Annotated in this window: 15 protein-coding genes; 9 read left to right on the forward strand and 6 right to left on the reverse strand. The window is 73.2% G+C overall.

Annotated elements, in window-relative coordinates:
* The first annotated feature begins 30 nt into the window (after positions 1 to 30).
* Together AB0D04_RS24645 and AB0D04_RS24650 are read left to right on the forward strand one after the other, a co-directional pair.
* Positions 31 to 882, forward strand: coding sequence for a DUF4132 domain-containing protein (locus AB0D04_RS24645; protein ID WP_362707090.1), 852 nt, complete (start codon positions 31 to 33; stop codon positions 880 to 882).
* Positions 872 to 4531: a hypothetical protein gene (locus tag AB0D04_RS24650; protein ID WP_362707092.1), complete on the forward strand. Its 3660-nt coding sequence runs from the start codon at positions 872 to 874 to the stop codon at positions 4529 to 4531. Before AB0D04_RS24645 ends, AB0D04_RS24650 begins: the two co-directional genes overlap by 11 nt.
* Here the strand turns inward: AB0D04_RS24650 and AB0D04_RS24655 are convergent.
* A complete protein-coding gene (locus tag AB0D04_RS24655) occupies positions 4528 to 6369 on the reverse strand; it encodes a protein kinase (RefSeq protein WP_362707094.1) in 1842 nt (613 codons plus the stop codon). The genes AB0D04_RS24650 and AB0D04_RS24655 overlap by 4 nt on opposite strands.
* 158 nt (positions 6370 to 6527) lie before the next feature.
* The gene (locus AB0D04_RS24660) at positions 6528 to 8150 is read right to left on the reverse strand and encodes a serine/threonine-protein kinase (RefSeq protein ID WP_362707096.1); all 1623 of its coding nucleotides are present in this window, start codon (positions 8148 to 8150) and stop codon (positions 6528 to 6530) included.
* A 223-nt stretch (positions 8151 to 8373) separates the two neighbouring features.
* On the opposite strand from AB0D04_RS24660, the gene AB0D04_RS24665 reads away from it, so the two are divergent.
* Both AB0D04_RS24665 and AB0D04_RS24670 read left to right on the forward strand, forming a co-directional pair.
* Positions 8374 to 9051 carry a DUF4956 domain-containing protein gene (locus tag AB0D04_RS24665; protein ID WP_362707098.1) on the forward strand — a complete coding sequence of 226 codons (678 nt, stop codon included), beginning with the start codon at positions 8374 to 8376 and terminating at the stop codon, positions 9049 to 9051.
* Positions 9048 to 9842, forward strand: a complete 795-nt coding sequence (locus AB0D04_RS24670; RefSeq protein ID WP_362707099.1) for a polyphosphate polymerase domain-containing protein — start codon at positions 9048 to 9050, stop codon at positions 9840 to 9842. The genes AB0D04_RS24665 and AB0D04_RS24670 overlap by 4 nt, the downstream gene beginning before the upstream one ends.
* 19 nt (positions 9843 to 9861) lie before the next feature.
* On the opposite strand, the gene AB0D04_RS24675 is transcribed toward AB0D04_RS24670, so the two are convergent.
* Positions 9862 to 11250, reverse strand: a complete 1389-nt coding sequence (locus tag AB0D04_RS24675) for a HAMP domain-containing sensor histidine kinase (RefSeq protein ID WP_362707100.1) — start codon at positions 11248 to 11250, stop codon at positions 9862 to 9864.
* A 2-nt stretch (positions 11251 to 11252) separates the two neighbouring features.
* Positions 11253 to 11963, reverse strand: a complete 711-nt coding sequence (locus AB0D04_RS24680; RefSeq protein WP_362707102.1) for a response regulator transcription factor — start codon at positions 11961 to 11963, stop codon at positions 11253 to 11255.
* 136 nt (positions 11964 to 12099) lie between these two features.
* Between AB0D04_RS24680 and AB0D04_RS24685 the strand changes: the two genes are divergently transcribed.
* On the forward strand, positions 12100 to 12606 hold the full coding sequence (locus AB0D04_RS24685; protein WP_362707105.1) for a hypothetical protein: 507 nt from the start codon (positions 12100 to 12102) through the stop codon (positions 12604 to 12606).
* 48 nt (positions 12607 to 12654) lie between these two features.
* Here AB0D04_RS24685 and AB0D04_RS24690 read toward each other — a convergent pair whose 3' ends face one another.
* Positions 12655 to 13008, reverse strand: a complete 354-nt coding sequence (locus tag AB0D04_RS24690; RefSeq protein ID WP_362707108.1) for a hypothetical protein — start codon at positions 13006 to 13008, stop codon at positions 12655 to 12657.
* A 196-nt stretch (positions 13009 to 13204) separates the two neighbouring features.
* Here AB0D04_RS24690 and AB0D04_RS24695 point away from each other — a divergent pair, with 196 nt between their 5' ends.
* From AB0D04_RS24695 to AB0D04_RS24705, 3 genes are all read left to right on the forward strand, one after another.
* Entirely contained in the window at positions 13205 to 14581 is a 1377-nt protein-coding gene (locus tag AB0D04_RS24695; protein WP_362707111.1) for an aspartate aminotransferase family protein, read from the forward strand.
* A gap of 152 nt (positions 14582 to 14733) precedes the next feature.
* On the forward strand, positions 14734 to 15411 hold the full coding sequence (locus tag AB0D04_RS24700; protein ID WP_362707113.1) for a GntR family transcriptional regulator: 678 nt from the start codon (positions 14734 to 14736) through the stop codon (positions 15409 to 15411).
* A 107-nt stretch (positions 15412 to 15518) separates the two neighbouring features.
* Entirely contained in the window at positions 15519 to 16166 is a 648-nt protein-coding gene (locus tag AB0D04_RS24705; RefSeq protein WP_362707116.1) for a hypothetical protein, read from the forward strand.
* A 43-nt stretch (positions 16167 to 16209) separates the two neighbouring features.
* Here the strand turns inward: AB0D04_RS24705 and AB0D04_RS24710 are convergent, their stop codons facing one another.
* Entirely contained in the window at positions 16210 to 17070 is an 861-nt protein-coding gene (locus tag AB0D04_RS24710) for an SLATT domain-containing protein (RefSeq protein WP_362707118.1), read from the reverse strand.
* Positions 17071 to 17392: 322 nt separating this feature from the next.
* On the opposite strand from AB0D04_RS24710, the gene purD reads away from it, so the two are divergent.
* Positions 17393 to 18715, forward strand: a complete 1323-nt coding sequence (gene purD / locus AB0D04_RS24715) for a phosphoribosylamine--glycine ligase (protein ID WP_362707120.1) — start codon at positions 17393 to 17395, stop codon at positions 18713 to 18715.
* Positions 18716 to 19014 lie beyond the last annotated feature (299 nt).

A 19014-nucleotide genomic window follows, 5' to 3' on the forward strand; every position in this document is an offset into this window, starting at 1 on the left:
TTGTCAGTGGTGCCTGTCATAGTCGACGGCATGACGACTCCACTTGCGTGGGTGGCCGCGATTCACCGCCATGAGCTGGCGCTGGACGGGACGACTCTGCGATGCCGTAAGACCGATGGGCAGGTCCTCGAATCCATCCCGAGGGCCGTACGGGCCAGTCCGGTCGGCGAGCAGTTCGCCGCACTGCAGGAGTGGTTGGTGCGGCACGAGAAGGAGTGCCGGGCCACCGTGGAGTCGTGGTTGCTGGGCGGGGCGCCGGTGCCCGCCCGGCTCCTTGCCCGGGTGTGGCCGGATCCGGGCTGGCGGGCCTGCCTGGAGCATCTGCTGGTGGACGTCGGCGGTGAGGTGGGGCTGTTGGCGGACATGACGGGGGAGGGGCGTACGTGCCTCAGGAGGGCCGGCGGCACCTGCCAGGAGCCGCCGGTGGGGCCGGTGACGCTGGTGCACCCGGTGCTGCTGGACGAGGTCGGGCCGTGGCGGCAGGCCTTGGAGGAGCGGCACGTCGTCCAGGGAATCGAGCAGTTGGGGCGGCAGGTGTACCGGCAGCCGGAGGGGACGGATCCCGCGGCCACCGGCCTGGACGACCACCCGGGCGAGCACTTCCGGAAGCTGTGGCGCGCGAGGCTCAACGCCCTGGAGAACGGCATCGTCATACAAGGCGGCTTTGCGGTACTGGGGATCGTCGAGCGGGGCGTCCGGGTGCAGGTGCGCTGCTGGGTGGACGGCGCCGGTTCCGGATCGGACGACGGGGCCGGGCGGCTCCTGTGGGTGGATGAGGACGAACGGGCCGTACCACTGGGCGAGGTGGGGCCGGTGACGTGGTCCGAGGGGCTGCGGATGGCGGGACTGATCTACGGGGAGCCGAAGACCGATGACGAGTGATCCGAGTACGACCGTGGGCACCGGTGTGCCGGTGCTGGAGGCGGGACTGGCGCCCATAGGGACGCCGGGCGGTGAGGCGGTCACGGCCCGGCAGTATGGCCATCCGCTGCTGGGTGCGCGGCCCGTCGTCCGGCTGACGGGGCAGACCGTCGCGCCTCTGGAGGACCGGCTGCTGGCCGAGGCAGGGTTCTCGGCCCCGGAGGCGGGGGAGCCCGTGGCGGCCGGGTATCGCCCGGAGCCGCTCCGCTACCCGGCGTGGGCGCTGGTCCACGACCTCGCACACGCCGAGGTCGGGCTGGCGGCGGGCGTCGAGATGGCGCGGGCCGAGCGGCTGGTTGCCCCCAGTCCTGGACCCGCGCTGGAGATGTTCCAGCAGATCGAGGCGACCCTGCCCGATGATCACCGGCCGGTGTACTGGGAAGAGGTCGGCCGGCTGTTCCTCGCCGTCGGGCGCGACAAACAGGCCACGATGATGTTCGGCCGGGCGCGGAAGGCCGGCCGGCATGCCTCCGTGGCCGCCGATCCCGCCCGGCGGCGCGCGGTGTTCCTGGAGTTCGCGCTGGCCGGGGCGCTGTCGGCCAAGGACATCAAGGCGTACGTCGGCGAGCTGGAGCAGGGGCCCGACCCGGTCGAGGCGTACCGCGCGCTGCGGGAGCTGGCCGTACGGCGGACGACGGGCGGCCTGGCGCCATGGCCCGAGATGCTCAAGCAGATCGGCAAGCTCGCCAAGGCCGCGGGGCTGGACGTCGTCACCGAACAGCGGCTGCTGCTGGAGAGTCTGGTGGACGCACCGGCGCTGTGGCGGGCGGCGGACGGGTTCTGGACGACGCAGCGCAAGCTGCTGGCGCCTGCGGTCGCCGCCTCCGCAGCGCTGAAGAAGGCGTTGCTGTGGCGGCTGACGACGGCGGCTCCGTCGGACCTCGACGGCTGGTGGTGCGGTCTGCTCGAGGAGGCCGGTGCACCGGCCGAGCTCGCGGGTGACGCCGGGGAGTGGCTGTCCGGCATGCTCGGCCGGTACGGCGGGGCCTCCGCCCCCTCGGTTCCCGAGGGGTTGCTGCGGCTGATCCCGGGGCTTGCGGCGGGTATCCGGGAAGAGGGGACGCCGGTACGGTTCGGCCCCGACACCCCGGAGGAGTATTCCGAGATCGACGCCGTGGCGCTGCTTCGTTGCCTGGAGGCGGGGATCCCCGTGGCGGACCCCGGCCCGAAGACGTACCTGCGGAACTGGCAGGGGCCCGCCCGCGTCGATCTGCAGGCGCTGATCGAGGACGTACGGTTCGGACCGGTGCTGGCCCGGTCCGTTCCCACTCAAGGCGACAAGTTCCGTGCGCTGTGGGGGAAGAAGGCCGTGCGGCCTCTCCTGGGGGAGACCATCGAAGCGGAGCTCGAGCGCGCGCGGTCGGGCGGCCTGGAGGACGCGAACAGGGCGCTCCGCTGGCTGGACGAAAACATCCGTGGGGACATGCTGAAAGAGATTCCGGACCTGTCCGCCCGGATCGCGGATCTCGACCTGGTGACGCCGCTGACCCGTACGCTGCGCGCGGGCATCCTGGACGAGCTGGGCTGGCCCGCCCTGGACGAGGCCGCCGCAGAGCTCAAGGGCGACAGCTGGTGCCGGCCAAGCTGGCCCGTCCTGGTGGTGCACGACCGCACAAAGGCCATCGCGATAGGGCCGGGCGGCCGCATCGCGGAACACCGGCTGCGGGTGCCGCGCGGAGCCGGCCAATTCAGCTACGACGTCCAGGTCTTCTTCTCCGACGGACAGTTCCTGGTCTGCCACTACATCAATGGGACGCAGACGCACTACTGGTCGGAGGCGCCGGACGAGACCTTCGGCGTACGGCCCGGGATATGGAAGTCGTTCTACTACGAGCCCGATCAGCCCGGCTACACCTTCATGGCGCCGAGCGGACGGCGGTTCATGGGCCACCGCGTCCTCGATCCCCGCGAGGAACGGCTCGGCCCGAACGGCCATATGTTCCACGACGGCCGGGAGTTCTGGTGGCACGCCACGGACGGGCTGGAATCGCAGGTGCACCGCGTCGATCTGGCGACCGGTGAGCTGGTCGACGCCGGTCTGCCGGAGTTCTTCGATCCGTCGCTGCTCGGCAAGGGCGAGCGCTGGCGCTTCGATTCCTCGTCGCTGGCGCCGCTTCCGTACGGCGTCAGCGGGTCGCCGCTGGGCAGCGACGGCACTCATGTGGGCCTGCGGGTCGCCGAGGACAGGGCCACCGGACGGGTCCGCTATCACCGCGTCGACGGCGTCCAGGGCGCGTTCGACGGGGCCGGAACCACCGCTGTGTGGGGGCTGCTCGACATACCGGGTGCCGAGCGGCGGCTGGTGCTCAGCGGAGGCGTCAGGCGTTACGACCCGGTGCTGGCCCGCGACGCCGACACGGGCGAGCTGTACTGGGCGGCGGAACGGACGAACAACGGGTACACGGACAACGCGCCGCCCCCGGTGGCCGCCGGGACGCGGCTCATACCAACGCCCGCCTTCTGGCACTTCCTCACGCCACGCGACCCCGCCGGCTCGCGGGCCCTGCGGCAGATCACCGAGAACACGGTGCGGCGCCTGCTGAAGGCCGCGGCCACCTCCGAGGAGGCCCTGCGGACCGCCGTCGGAAAGCTGCTGCCCGAGGTCGGCCATCCGCTGCTCGTACGGGGCGTCGTCGGGTGCGTCCAGGAGGCCGCCGAGAAGCGCCGTTTCCGTGATGCCTTCATGGGCCGTCTGAACCGGGTCAGGATCCCGCGGCTCAAGGTGCAGGAGGAGGACCTGGGCGGGGCGCTGGCGGGGCTGGTCAGCAAGTACAACCAGGGCTACCGCGGCACGGCGGTGCAGATCGAGCTCACCTCGGCGTTCTTCGCCGGTGCGATCGACGGGGAGATCGCGATGGAGCGCTGGGCGGACCGTTCGAGCACATGTGACTGGACCGAGCTTCCCGGCCGGATCGGGGGCCTCGGGGTCCGTGCGGTGAGCGCCGTCACCAGTGGCGTGCACCGTCGGGCGCTGGCTCGGCTGCTGAGGTTCTGGGCCCTGTCGCCGCTGGCCGAACCGGGTCTGCAGCGCGGTCTGTTGGACGGTGAGCAGCGGGCCGCGCTGTCCGATGAGGACGGCAAACTGCTGCCGTTGGACATCACCATGCTTCACGGCAGATGGGGACGATCCCATTCCGGTGCCGCCCGGGACATCGCGGCGTTTCTGCAACGGGGGACCGTGCCCCGCCCCGCCGGTTTCATCGACGTCCAACCGGTGCCCGAAGGCTGGGCCACGCCCGAGCGGCTGCACCGACTGGTGGACGAACTGGAACGACGCGGGCCGGTGCCCTTCGACCCCGACGCGGCCGCCCGGCTCGCCGAAGCCACCGACCTCGACCGCGCCGCGGCGACCCTGCTGCTGACCGGTCTGCCGCACATCTCGGACGACAGCTACAACTTCCTGCCGCCGGAGACCCGTAAGGCCCTCGGGCTCAAGGTTGCGGAGGCCAAGGCCGCCCGGGACAGGCTGCGGTGGTGGTCGATGGAGGGCGCCGCCGGCCTGCAGTTCTACGACGCCGCCATGCCCGACGACCCCGCCGACCTGTGGGACCAGGCCGCGATGGCCGAACGGCTGGCGCAGGCGTGGAAGGGGGTGGGGGCCCAGCCCTAGGAACCCTTGGAGTACGTCCGCGGCTGCTTGTCCCCGCCCAGGAACTCGCGCCGCAGCGTCCCGTCGTCGTTGAGGCGGAGGACCGAGGTGCTGCTCGGTACGCACCCGGGTGCGGCGTGGTCGATCACCGACGGGCCGACCGTAAGGCGTCCGTCCTCCGCCGCGTAGAGGGCGGCATGGGCGGTGCAGCGGCCGGCCGGGCCGTCGGTGACCGAGGTCAGGACCGTGCTGCCCGCCGGGGCCCGCTTGAGGGTGAGGCGCTGGGCGCCGGTGCCGTCGGAGGTCGGGCGCTGCCAGGTGCCGACGAGGGCGGCCGGGACGGTCCCGGTGGCGGGACCGGCGCGATGGAGGGTGGCGGTGCGGCCCGCCGCCGCCCACCTCAAGGTGCCCGCGCCGCCCGCCTCCAGGGTGTGCTCGCCCAGGGCGGCACAGCGGCCCGCCGGGACGGACCGTACGACCTTGGTGTCCAGGCGGAGGGCCGGGCGGCCGTCGTGGGTCGTGACGGCCACCAGCTTGCCGTCGCTGCGGCACTCGTAGGTCGCACCGAGGCTGGTGCTGTTGGCGACCACCTCGCCGACCTTGCCGTTCGCGATGACGAAGCGGCGCTGCTGGCCGGTCGGGGTGCCGTCCCGCAGGACCTCGCCGGACCAGGTGCCGATGTAGCGGGCGGGAATGTCGGTGGCGGCGCGCTCGCCGTTGCTCGCGCCGCCGGTCAGGAGAGGGACGGCGACGGCCGTGGCCGCCGCCGCGACGGCGGCCGTGGCGGCGAACGGAAGCCAGCGCCGGCGGCGTCGCGCGGAGGGGGCGTCGGCCTCCGGCTCCGGCGTCGGCCGCGGCGCGACCCTGGTCGTCGTCAGCGTCGGCGGCTGGCCGCCCGGCGGGGTGTCCGTGTCCAGGAGGCGTACGGCGTGCCGCCCGAGGCTCGCGATGAGTGCGGCGGGCAGCCAGGGTGAGGCCGCCGAGCCACCGGGCACGGAGTCGCCGGCCACCAGCCCGAGCCGGCCGATGATCTCCTCGGGTGCGGGCCGCCCCGCCGGGTCCTTGACGAGGCAGTCCTCGAGCAGGCCGCGGATCCCCTCCGGGGCGCCCGTCAGATCCGGTGCGTCCTGGGCGATTTTGAACATCACCGCATGCACGCCCGAGGAGGCGCTGCCGAACGGCTGCCGCCCGGTCGCCGCGTACGCCAGCACCGAGCCGACGCAGAAGACATCGCTGGCCGGGCCGATGCGATGGCCCTGGACCTGCTCGGGCGACATGAAGCTGGGCGACCCGACGACCATGCCCGTACGGGTCTGGGTCTGATCGCCGACCGCGTCCAGGGCGCGGGCGATGCCGAAGTCGATGACGCGGGGGCCGTCGATGGTGAGCAGGACGTTGGACGGCTTGAGGTCGCGGTGGACGAGGCCGACGCCGTGGATGTCGCGGAGGGCGCAGGCGAGGCCGTAGGCGAGGCGGCGGAGCGAGAATTCCGGCAGCGGGCCGTACGTTCCCGCACGGCCGTATCCGTCGTACGAGGTGCCGACGACCTCGCTCAGGGGCGGGCCCGCGATGTAACCGGTGGCCACCCACGGAACCTCGGCCTCCGTATCGGCGTCCAGTACGGGCGCGGTCCAGCGGCCGCCGACCCGGCGCGCCGCCGCCACCTCGGCCCGGAAGCGCTCCCGGAACTCCTCCTCGGCCGCCAGCTCGGCCTTCACCAGCTTCACCGCGACGGTCCGGCCGCCCTCGGAACGGGCGAGATAGACCCGGCCCATCCCGCCGCTGCCGAGGCGGCTGAGCAGCCGGTAGTCCCCGATCCACTGCGGATCGTCGGCCGTCAGCCCGTGCAGGCCGTCCATCGGCGCGCCCTCCCCCGTCTCGTTCCCGTGCCTGTGGCGCGTTCCGGCAGCAGGCGTGCCGTCCGCATGAGGGTAGGCCCCGCCGGATCGCACAACGGCAGAGAGAGCGTTACGAGGAAGGAACGATCTACGAGGTCATCCCGCTTTTCCGTACGGGGTCATCCCGTCCTGCGGTACATCAGCGGGGCCTTGCCGTCGTCCGTGACGCGCCGCAGCTCGCCGTCCACCAGCTCCAGCCTGCTCGAGGGGCCGGGCATGCAGGTCGGCGCCTCCCCCGACACCACCGTGGACCGCTCGAGGCGGACCGGCGGCCCCGGATCCTTCAAGGTGGCCGCGAAGGTGCAGGCGAACGTGGCCCCGTTGATCGTCAGCGTCAGTACGGGGTCGTCGGGCGCGCCCTGTTTGAGCGTGAAGCGCCGGGCGTCGGTGGCACCGGAGACGGCCGACTCCCATGTGCCCAGGTAGTTCGCGGGAATCCGCCGGTTCCCGGCGGGCTGCGCCGCACCCCGGCCCGGCTTGCCGCCGTTCGCGGCCGCCGGCTGTACCCCGTCGTCCTTGCCGCTCAGCAGGGCGTACGCGCTGACCCCACCGGCTCCGAGGAGGACCAGCGCGACAGCGGCCACCAGGCCGGCGTTCACACGGCGGCGGCGCCGCGGGACGGGAGCACCCGGTGCGGGCGGGGCGTGCCCGCCGGGACCCTCGGCGGCGTGGGGCGCGAACGGTGAAGCGGCTCCGCCCCGCGCGATCCGTGTGGGTGCCCCGTCCGTATCGCTTTCGGGGTGCTCCGCCTCCAACAACTCCACGGCATGCCGCCCCAGCTGCGCGATCAACGCCCCTGGCAGCCAGGGCTCGTCCTCCGCAGCATCCTCCGTGACGGAATCCTCCGCCATGGCCAACAGCTGTGCCGGAGTGGGGCGTTGGGCCGGGTCCTTGGCCAGGCAGGCGGCCACCAGGGCGTGCAGCCCCGGCGGCAGCGCCGACAGATCGGGCTCCTCCTGGGCGATGCGGTACATCACCGCGTGCACCCCGCTGGTGGCCGGCCCGAACGGCTGCCGCCCGGTGGCCGCGTAGGCCAGGACCGATCCGAGGCAGAAGACATCACAGGGCGGGCCGATCGTGTCGCCGCGCACCTGCTCGGGCGCCATGAAGGCGGGGGAGCCCACCGCCGCGCCGGTGTGGGTCACGCCGTTGTCGGCCACCGCCTCCAGGGCGCGGGCGATGCCAAAGTCGATGACGCGGGGGCCGTCGATGGTGAGCAGGACGTTGGACGGCTTGAGGTCGCGGTGGACGATCCCGGCGGCGTGGATCGACTGGAGCGCGCGGGCGAGCCCGGCCGCCAGGATGCGCACGGTCCGCTCGGGCAGGGGGATGGGGGTACCTCCCGCTCGGGCGGAGCCGAGAGTGGGGGAGCTGCCGCCGACCACCTGCTGAAGGGAGGGCCCGGCTATGTAGCCGGTGGCGACCCACGGCGTCCCGGCCTCGGTGTCCGCGTCCAGTACGGGCGCCGTCCACTCCCCGCCGACCTGCTGCGCGGCCCGCACCTCCCGCCGGAAGCGCGCCCGGAACTCCTCCTGGTGGGCCAGCTCTTCGCGGACGAGCTTGACGGCGACGGTACGCCCGCGGTCCGAACGGGCCAGGAACACCTTCCCCATCCCGCCCTCGCCGAGCCGCGCGATGAGGCGGTAGTCCCCGATGCGGTGCGGGTCCCCGGCGTTGAGCGGCGCCAGTCCTCCGGGCCGGCCACCCCGCCCCCGCTGCCCCGTACGTCCCCGCTGTTCCACGATCCCTCGCCCTTCCCCCGTATCCGCCCTGCCCGCGGCCCCGCGTCCGCGGTGAGGATATCCAGGCACCCACGGGAGCGGAGAGGCGGCGCGCCCCGGCTCTGAAACCAGCGGAGAGGCGGCGCGCCCGCGGGTTCTTTAACCGGCGGCGGGGGGCGCGCTTAACCCCGTCCTTCCTAGCGTTCCCGGCGACCGATGACCGACGGAGCGGAGGAGTGCAGACATGGAGAGTTACGGCCAACTTGCGGCGAGACTGGCGATCGATCTGGCCGCGGTGAGCGTGCTGACCTTCGCCGTCTACTACCCACGCCACCGGCGGCGCGATCTGGTGCCCGCCTATCTCGCGCTCAATGTCGCGCTGTTCTCCGTGGTCGCGGCCCTGGCGCGGGTCGGCGAGGGCGGCGGCATGGCGCTCGGCTTCGGCCTCTTCGGGGTGCTGTCGATCATCCGGCTGCGCTCGGACTCCATCCAGCACGAGGAGGTCGCGTACTACTTCACGACCCTGGTGCTCGGGCTGCTGTGCGCGCTGCCGCACCTTCCGCTCGCCGTCGCCGGGGGGCTCGCCGCGCTGCTGCTGCTCGTCATCCACGTCGCCGACCATCCACGACTGCTGGCCGGCACCCGCCGCGCCGTGATCACGCTGGACGTGGTGCACTCCGGCGAGGACGCCCTCCGTGCCGACCTGACCCGACGCCTTGGCGAGCCGCTGACGTGGACGGTGAAACAGGTCGATTTTGTCCGGGACTTGATGGTCGTGGATGTCAGGTTCCGCGTCCCGGAACTTTCCGCGGGTACGGAACGTACAACGCGTACCGCGCCTGCGGCAGATGCCGCCGCGCAGCCCACTCCCCGGCCCCGCACGATCCCCCGTCCCCACGCCTCTGCCAAGGAGACCGTGTGATTCCCGCCGTACGAGCCATCGCCCGCGCCGCCATGGCCGCGCGCCCGGTCCCGCTCGCCGACGTCCAGGCACGGGCCGAGCTCCTCTCCCGCTTCGACAACAGCTATCTCGTCCCGGTCGATGTCTTCACCGCCTTCGCGGCCGAACTCACCGACCGCCGCCGCCCCGGCGGCCCGTTCGCCGCGCTGTGCATCAACGGCCGTCGCTGGTTCGGCTATCACTCCGTCTACTACGACACCCCCGACCTGCGGTGCTACCACGACCACCGGCAGGGCCGACGGCTGCGCTACAAGATCCGCGAGCGGCTCTACGAGGACACCGGGGAGCGGCAGTTCGAGATCAAGCTCAAGGGCCGGCGCGGCGAGACGGTCAAGCACCGCCAACCGCTGCTGCCCGGCGACGCGGCCCTCGGCCCGGCCCCGCGCGGCTTCCTCGCCTCCGTACTGGACCGCTCGTACGGCATCGAGGCTCCCAGCGAACTGGGCCGCTCCATCGAGACCGACTACACCCGCGCCACCTTCGTCGCCAACGGCCAGCGCATCACCTGCGACGCGGCGCTGCTGTGCCGGGACCTGGAAACGGGCCGCACGGTACGCGCCGACGGCGGGCTGGTCCTCGTGGAGACCAAGACCGCCGGTCATCTGACGGAGGCGGACCGGCTGCTGCACGGCTACGGCGTGCGGGCCGCCGACTTCACCAAGTACTGCGGCGCGCTGTCGGCCCTGCGCCCGGACCTCACCGCGAATCAGTGGACGCGGGCGGTGCGTACGGCATTTCCCGCGGCGGCTTGAGCGCCAACGTCAGCTGGTTTCACGTGAAACCGTCTGTTTCACGTGAAACCATCGGTCTCCGCAGGCAGTTGGCCGCCCCGTCCGTCATCCCGTCCGTCACCCCGTCCGCCGCGCTTCCGAACGTCGCCGTGATGCGGGCGCCGCCCCCCGGCCCGCTGCCGAACTCCACCGCACCGCCCGACTCCTCGGCGGCACGCCGCACAATGTCCAGGCCCAGCCCGGTGGAGCCGCCGCTGCTGTTCCCGCGCTCGGGGACATGCCCGTCGGGGAATCCGGGCCCGTCGTCCTCGATGACCAGCCGCCCGCCCTGCGCCCCGCGGACGACCGTCAGACGCATTCCGGCTCCCTCCGGCGTGTGGTCGAAGACATTGCCGATCAGGGCGTCGACCGCGGCGGCCAGCTCCGGCCCCTCGACCCGTACGGGCACCGGGGCGCCGGCCGGGGGAGCGGTGCAGGCCAGGGCGCGGCCCTGGTCCTCCGCCAACGGACGCCAGAAGTCGGACCGTTCACGGGCCACGGCCGCCAGATCGGCGCACACCGGCCCGCTCTCGCCCTCCCGCAGCGGCTTACGGGCCGTACGGATCACCTCGTCCACGCTGCGCTCCAGCGCCGCCACATCCGCCGCGATCCGCTCCGCCTCCGCCGGATCGCGCAGCCCCTCCGCATCCAGGCGCAGCGCGGCGACCGGCGTCCGGAGGCGGTGGGCGAGATCGGCGGCGCTCTCGCGTTCGGCGGTCAGGAATCCGTGGATGCGCTCGGCGAGATGGTTGAGCTGGCCGGCCACCAGGCGGAGTTCGGGCGGGCCGGACGGTGCGGCGCGGGCGGTCAGATCGCCGCCGGCCAGCCGGTCCGCGACATCGGCCAGCCGACGGGTGGAGCCGACGAGGCGGGAGCCGAGGCGGTCGGCGAAGACCAGGCCGAGCAGGATCAGCCCGGCGCCGATCCCGGCGAAGGCGAGGGAGGAGGCCAGCGTCCCGGAGTACAGCTGCTGGTCGGTGAGGCCGACCTGGACGACCGAGGTGCCGCCGGACACGCCCTGCACGGGGACCAGGACCGCCCGGCCGCCGCCGGAGGGCTCGTACGAGAACGCCCGCCCGTAGCGCGCCAGCCGCACCGCGTCGGTGACCCGCGCCGCCGGGCCCAGGACCGTGCCGTCGGCGAGGATCACCGACGTACGGGGCAGGTCGGGGCCGTTGGCGGAGGCGACGAGGGTGGCGGCGGGACGGCGGCCGGAGGCCTCGGCGAGGGTCTGCCCGAGACCGGTGGCCAGCGAGTGGGCGCGCGCGGTGGCGTCGGCCGTAGCGCGGTCGACGGCGTGACTGCGGGCCAGCAGCGACAGCGGGACGAGCAGCGCGGCGAGGACCAGGGCGGTGGTCGCGGCGGTGAGCAGGAGGATGCTGCGGCGCATGCCTAGCGCTCCCGCCCGGCGTGGCCCGGGCCCCCGTCCGGCGGGGCGAGCTTCACGCCCACCGTACGCACCGTGTGGAGATAGCGCGGCCGCTGCGCCGTCTCCCCCAACTTCCGCCGCAGCCAGGACAGATGGACGTCCACGGTCTTGTCGGCCCCGCCCAACGGCTGCTGCCACACCTCCGCCAGCAGCTCGCGCCGGGAGCACACCTGTCCGGCGTGCCGGGCGAGATACGCCAGCAGGTCGAACTCCCGCGGCGTCAGATCCAGCGCCGCCCCCGCCAGCGTCACCTCACGCGCCGCCACGTTCAGCCTCAACTCCCCGACACGGAGTGCCGGTTCGGGCTTCTCGGCGCCCAGCCGCCGCAGTACCGCCTTGATCCGGGCGTCCAGCTGGGCGGCCCCGAAGGGCTTGACGATGTAGTCGTCGGCGCCGTCCCCGAGGACGGCCACCATGTCCGGCTCGTCGTCCCGCGCGGTGGCGACGATCACCGGGACATCGCTGATCGCGCGCAGCATCCGCAGGACCTGCGCGCCGTCGACATCGGGCAGCCCGAGGTCGAGCACGACCAGGTCGGGGCGGTCCGTGACGGCGGTCTCGAGTCCGGACATGCCGGTCGCGGCGGTGGCCACGGCATGGCCGCGGTCGCGCAGCGCCCGCAGCAGCGCACCGCGCAGCTGCGGGTCGTCCTCGACGACGAGTACATGGGGCATGAAGCCACCGTAGCCAGCGCCGGCCGGCGAACGGGAGGGCGGGCCAGGGGCTTTGAGCGGGCCTTAACCGGGCGTTAGGGAAGCGTGCGGCAGGCTGCTGTGGAGCGGGAGGCCGGACGAGAGAGGGGCGGTGGCCATGGCGTGGCGCGGGACGGCGACGGCGGCGGCATGGATCGGTGTGCTGGCCGCCGCGGGCGGGTTGGGCGCGTGGACGCTGGCCCATACGGACACCGGCTCCGAGGGCCGCCACGCACGGGCCGACCCGCTGGACGACGCCGCCGTACGGGAGCGCCTGGCCCAGGCCCGTTCCGCCGCCGAGCCGACCGTGCCGCCACCCCCTTCCCCGTCGGCCACCACCGCGCCCGCGCGCACCGTACGCGTCACCGGCGGCAGCCTCACCGCCGTATGCCGGCCCGACGGCCGGGTCTACCTCACGGCCTGGAGCCCCGACGCCGGGTTTCACGTGGACGAGGACGTCGCCCGCGGACCGGCCGCCGTCGCCGCCCTCGAATTCGAACCGTCGGACGACGAGGCCGGTGCGGACGACGGTGCGGCCGACGAGGACCTCCCGTACACCATCCGCTGCGCCGACGGCCGCCCCAAGGCCACACCGGCGGCCGACCACGACGAGGGAGACGACTAGGGCGACGGCCAGGGCGGCGACGGTCGGTCCGCGTTCCGGGCGGCCTCCCTACGGCCCGATGATCCGGCGCTCGACCAGCCACCGGGTCAGCTCCGCAGGACGGGCGAGCGGCCGTTGACCGCCCCACGCGCTCCAGTCCAGCCCGCTGCCCAGATGCCACGTCAGCACGCCGAGGACCGCGCCCCGCTCTCCTCGCACCGTGAACGTGACATCGCCCCGGCACATGCAGACGAAGCCCCCGAGTGTGCCGGCGACCTCCAGCAGACCGGCCAGCTCGGCGATCTCGGCGGCATCGCCCACGACGACGGCCCGTACCCGCTCGTCCGGCCGGACGGGGCACACCTCGACCGACCGGGCCGCCGCCCACACGCCGTCGATCTCCCTCAGGCTGCCCGCGACCATGCCCCACCCCTCCGCCCCCTGGAGGTTTCTCCAACCCCCGCAGACATTCCGGCCGTCCCGTAGACATTCTGTCCGCGCGCGTGGTGAGCGCCATACACAGTGTCGGTACCGGTCAGCGGAAGGTGATCCTTAGGCTGAAGGCGTTCGCCGGGCCTGTCCACCGGCGGCCCGAGCGACCCGATCCGAGGTACTGACCGTGACCACGACGCCCTCCGCCTCCGCCGCCGACCCCGCCGCCGGGGCCGCCGTCAAGGCCGCCGACCGCGCGCACGTCTTCCACTCCTGGTCCGCGCAGGGCCTCATCGACCCGCTGCCGGTCGCGGGCGCCGAGGGCTCGTACTTCTGGGACTACGACGGCAACCGCTACCTCGACTTCTCTTCCCAGCTGGTCAACACCAACATCGGCCACCAGCACCCCAAGGTCGTCGCGGCCATCCAGGAGCAGGCCGCCAAGCTGTGCACCATCGCGCCCGGCTTCGCCGTCGACGTCCGGTCCGAGGCCGCCCGGCTGATCGCTGAGCGCACCCCCGGCGACCTCGACAAGATCTTCTTCACCAACGGCGGCGCGGAGGCCGTGGAGAACGCGGTCCGGATGGCCCGCCTGCACACCGGCCGCAGCAAGGTGCTCTCCACCTACCGCTCGTACCACGGCGCCACCGCCGCCGCGATCAACCTGACCGGCGACCCGCGCCGCTGGCCCTCGGACACCGCCTCGGCGGGCGTCGTCCACTTCTGGGGCCCGTTCCTCTACCGCTCGCCCTTCCACGCGGAGAACGAGGCGCAGGAGTGCGAGCGCGCCCTCGCGCACCTCGAGCAGACCATTGCCTTCGAGGGCCCGCAGTCCATCGCGGCGATCATCCTGGAGACCGTCCCCGGCACCGCCGGGATCATGGTCCCGCCGCCCGGCTACCTGGCCGGCGTCCGCGAGATCTGCGACCGCTACGGCATCGTCTTCATCCTCGACGAGGTCATGGCGGGCTTCGGCCGCACCGGCCGCTGGTTCGCCGCCGACCACTTCGACGTCACCCCTGACCTGCTGACCTTCGCCAAGGGCGTCAACTCCGGGTACGTCCCGCTGGGCGGCGTGGCGATCAGCGCCGAGATCGCGGCCACCTTCGACCAGCGGCCCTTCCCCGGCGGTCTGACCTACTCCGGGCACCCGCTGGCCTGCGCCTCCGCCGTCGCCACCCTCAACGCGATGGCCGAGGAGCGGATCGTGGAGAACGCCGCCGAGATCGGCGAAAAGGTCATCGGCCCCGCGCTCCGCGAGATCGCCGAGCGCCACCCCTCGGTGGGCGAGGTCCGCGGCCTGGGCGTCTTCTGGGCGCTCGACCTGGTCAAGAACAAGGAGACCCGCGAGCCGCTGGTGCCGTACAACGCGTCCGGCTCCGCCAACGCCCCGATGGCCGAATTCGCGGCGGCCTGCAAGCGCGGCGGTCTGTGGCCGTTCGTGAACATGAACCGCACCCATGTCGTCCCGGCCTGCACGATCACCGAGGCCGAGGCCAAGGAGGGCCTGACCGCCCTCGATGAGGCCCTGACGGCCGCGGACGCGCACACCGACGCGGCCTGAGCCGGGAGCCGTGGACCGGCGGCCGCGCACCCGGCCCGGGACGCATCGTCCCAGGTACGGCGCGTGGCCGCCGCCGCCCTCGCCTATCGTGGGCCGGGGCCGCTTCCCACCTGCGCGGTCATGAAGTCGAGTCGTCGAAGGAGACGGACACGATGGCCGCCGGCGGAGACAGCTCAGTCATACGGCGCAGCACCCTGCGCCAGCAGATCGCCGACGCCCTGCGGGACGAGGTCCTGGCCGGCCGGCTGCCGTCCGGCCACCCCTTCACCGTCAAGGAGATCGCCGAGCAGTACGGCGTCTCCGCCACCCCGGTCCGCGAGGCGCTGCTCGACCTGTGCGCCCAGGGCCTCCTCGACATCGAACAGCACCGCGGCTTCAAGGTGCACGCCTTCACCGCCGACGACTTCGTCGCCATGGTCGAGGCCCGCATCCTGGTCATCGAGGGCATCTTCCGCAGCGGCGCCGAACGCGCGCTGCGCGCCACCCCCGCCGAGGTGCTGATCTCCATCCGCCGCCGCGCCGACGAGGCCGAGCGGGCCGCACGGGCCGGCGACCTCGACGTCCTCATCGGGTACGACCTGCGGTTCTGGCGCGAACTCGGCAGCATCGTCGGCAACCCGTACATCAGCGACTTCCTCGACCGCCTCCGCGTCCAGACCTGGATGTTCATGGTGCCGCTGCTGCGCCGCGCGGACGATCTCGGGAGTCATCTCTGGCACGGCCACAGCGAGTTGGCCAGGGCCCTCGTCCAGTACGACGTGGCCGGGGCCCAGCGGCTGATCGCCGAGTACAACGAGCACTCACTGACCCTCGTGGGAAAGCGCGGCTAGCACTACGCTGTGCCGACTCGGCCGTAATGGGCCGTATCCGTGCCCGTACCGCTGTCCGTACGGGCGCGCCGGTGCCCCGTCCCCCGACCGGAAGCGAGCCCTCACTCGTGGCATGTGACCTGTGGCTGGTGCCCCTCGTAGACGTGCTGTGCCACAGCCCCGACAACCCGTTCTCCGAAGAGATCGCCGCCTACGACAAGGCCCTGACGGACGCGGGCCTGCCGCCGGTCCCGGTGTTCAGCTACATGCCGGGCCTCTCCGGCGATGTCGCACCGGTCGCCGGCTTCGACTACGACGCGCTGCACTTCCTGCGCCGCGCCTACCTCCTGCGCCTGTGCGGCCTGGAGGTGACGCCGGTGGACGAACTGGGCGGCGACTACGAGCAGTTGCTGGAGATGTTCGAGGCGACGGCGCAGCAGTCCCATCTGGTCTGGCACTACGACCATGCGGGCGCCTACGTCCCGGTCGACTTCCCGCATCCGCTCGCCGACGACGAACTGCTGGAGGGCGGCGGCCCGCTGGGCTCCTCGCACGGGCTGCTGCGCGAGCTCGAAGTGGTTGCGCCGTCCTTGGGTATCGATTCGGCCAATCCGCCGGCCGCACCGGACCCGCCGGCTGGGCCGACGTCCCTGGAGGAGCGGGCGGCCGTCCCCCTGGACGACGGTCCGTTCGCCAGGGAGCGGCATGTCTGGCTGGGGCTGCACGCGGCCGCCACCAGGAGCCTGGGACAGGGCTCGATGATCGTCTTCAGCTGACGGCCTCACCGGTGCGCCGGGCCCCTTCCCGGCGCACCGGCCCTCAGCGCCCCTGCTCCGGCGGCCGCTGCCGCGGCATGTTCGGCCGGGTGCCCGGCGGCAGCATGAACCGCGCCGGCGGCCCCACGGCCTCCTGCCGCGGCGCCGCCCACGGAACCAGCGTCTGCGTCGCCGACGGCACCGGCCCGGCCCGGAACTCCGCCATCCAGTCCGCCGTCTCGGCCCGTACGAGCTCCCCCAGGTCCTCGTTGAAGCGCCGCAGCACCCCCAGGCAGCGCTCCGCCGCCTCGCTCGCCGTGCCCTCCGCCGGGCCGAGCACCTCGCGCACACTCTCCGACGCCCAGTCGAACTGCAGCGCCTCGAGCCGGCGGTGAATGGCCTGGGCGGTGGCAAGATCCCGCATCCACCCGGCCGTCACCCCGAAATACCGGTCGCAGCCCACACACACCGCCGCCACCAGCAGCGACAGATAGCCCCAGGGCGTTCCGCCGTCCCAGGCCCCGGTGAAGTCCAGCAGCGGCAGCAGCCCGCCGACCGACACTCCGGCCGCGGCACCCAGCCGCAGCGCCCGCGCGCCGCGGCGCTTGGCCTGCCGGTCGTGCAGATACCAGTCGGCGGCGCGCAGCGCGCCCTCCTCGGTCCACAGATAGAGCGCGTCCAGGCGGTCGGCCGGCTCCCCCCAGTCGCCGAGCGGGAACAGCCGTCCGGCGAGGTCCTCGCGGCCACGGGCCGGACCGCCGTCCGGCTCCCGGCCGTAACCGTCATGGCGGCCCCGCTCCCGCTCCCGGAAACGACGCCGGTCCCGGTCGCGATACCGGTCCCAGCGCCACTCGCGGCCCTGCCCCCGCCTCTGCCCGCCCTCCCTCCGGGGAAGCCCCTCGGGCTGCATCTCCGGCTGACTCACCCGTGCTCCCTCTATACGGATCCGTGCGGCGCGCGCGATGGGGGTCCCTCCCATGCCTTTCGGCCATGGTGGAGTACGAGACGGCCGTTGCGCGCAGCCCCCATTCCTACCGCCGAACGGTTGGCGTCTCTCACAAGATCGCCCGATTTCCGCCCAGAAGTGGTGGTGGATCCGGTATAAGGCGACCGGGCACCTCACTCGAAAGAGTTGCCCTCAAGAGTTGCCCCGGTGACGGCGGATGCTTTCCGGCCGTCCGGCGCTCTTGTGGGATCGAGGCATGGCCGCCCTCCGGACGCTTGGTGCATTCGTCTAGGCTGACTCCGTGAAGGTCCTCGTCATCGGCGGCGGCGCCCGCGAACACGCCCTGTGCCGCTCCCTGTCCCTCGACCCCGACGTCACCGCGCTGCACTGCGCTCCCGGCAACGCCGGTATCGCCGAGGTGGCCGAATTGCATGGGGTCAACGCCCTCGACGGCCAAGCCGTCGCCGAACTCGCCGTCGGCCTGGAGGCCGACCTGGTCGTCGTCGGCCCCGAAGCCCCCCTGGTGGCGGGCGTCGCGGACGCCGTACGCGACCGCGGCATCCCGGTCTTCGGCCCCTCGGCCCAAGCCGCCCAGCTGGAAGGCTCCAAGGCCTTCGCCAAGGACGTGATGGCCGTCGCGGCCGTCCCGACCGCCCGCAGCTACGTCTGCACCACCCCCGAAGAGATCGACGAGGCGCTGGACGCCTTCGGTGCCCCCTACGTCGTCAAGGACGACGGCCTGGCGGCGGGCAAGGGCGTCGTCGTCACCGAGGACGTCGGGGCGGCTCGCGCACACGCCCTGGCCTGCGTGTCACAGCGTCGCGAAGCGACTCCTTCTGGGGCGGTGGCGGGCGGCGGGCGGGCGGTCATCGAGGAGTTCCTGGACGGCCCCGAGGTCTCCCTCTTCGCGATCACCGACGGCGAGACCGTCGTCCCGCTCCAGCCCGCCCAGGACTTCAAGCGCGCCTACGACGGCGACCAGGGCCCCAACACCGGCGGCATGGGCGCGTACAGCCCGCTGCCCTGGGCCGACCCCAAGCTGGTCGACGAGGTCATGGCCAGTGTGCTGCAGCCCACCGTCGACGAGCTGCGTCGCCGCGGCACGCCGTTCTCCGGGCTGCTGTACGCGGGCCTGGCGATCACCTCGCGCGGCGTCCGCGTGATCGAGTTCAACGCGCGCTTCGGCGACCCGGAGACCCAGGTCGTCCTCGCCCGCCTCAAGACGCCGCTCGCCGGTCTGCTGCTCGCCGCCGCCAACGGCACCCTCGCCGCCCTCCCGTCGCTGCGCTGGAGCGACGGCGCGGCGGTCACCGTCGTCATCGCCTCGCACAACTACCCGGACACCCCGCGCACCGGCGACCCGATCTCGGGCCTGGCCGACGTCGCCGAGCAGGACGCTCCCACGGCGTATGTGCTGCACGCGGGCACCAAGCGCGACGACTCCGGAGCGGTACTGAGCGCGGGCGGCCGGGTGCTGTCCGTCACCGCCACCGGCTCCGACCTCACCACCGCCCGGCAGCGCGCCTACCGTGCGGTCGGCCGGATCTCCCTGGACGGCTCCCAGCACCGTACGGACATCGCCGCCAAGGTGGCGGGCGAGGCCGCGGGGGACGCCGCCTCGTAGAGCTGGATCGCGGTGCTGGGTCGCGGGCAGGGGCCCGGCAGGGGCCGGTACGGGCCGGTTCGGGCCCGCACCGGCCCGTCGGCCTGGGCCGCAGCCCTTTCCCGGCTCGTTTCCGGCCCGGTTCCCGGCTTTACCCAAAGCCATTCCATCGAGTGACGACGTCGGATATCCGCTGACGTGACCCACACCCCCAACTAGGGTGCCGCGCAAGCGTCCTACGGTGGCCGCGCCGGAAATCGGCACGGCTGCCGCGGCGGCGTCCGGCAAGTGGCTCACCGGCATTGCGATGTCAGTGGCGG

It is taken from the genome of Streptomyces sp. NPDC048483, assembly GCF_040651455.1.
Lineage (GTDB): Bacteria > Actinomycetota > Actinomycetes > Streptomycetales > Streptomycetaceae > Streptomyces.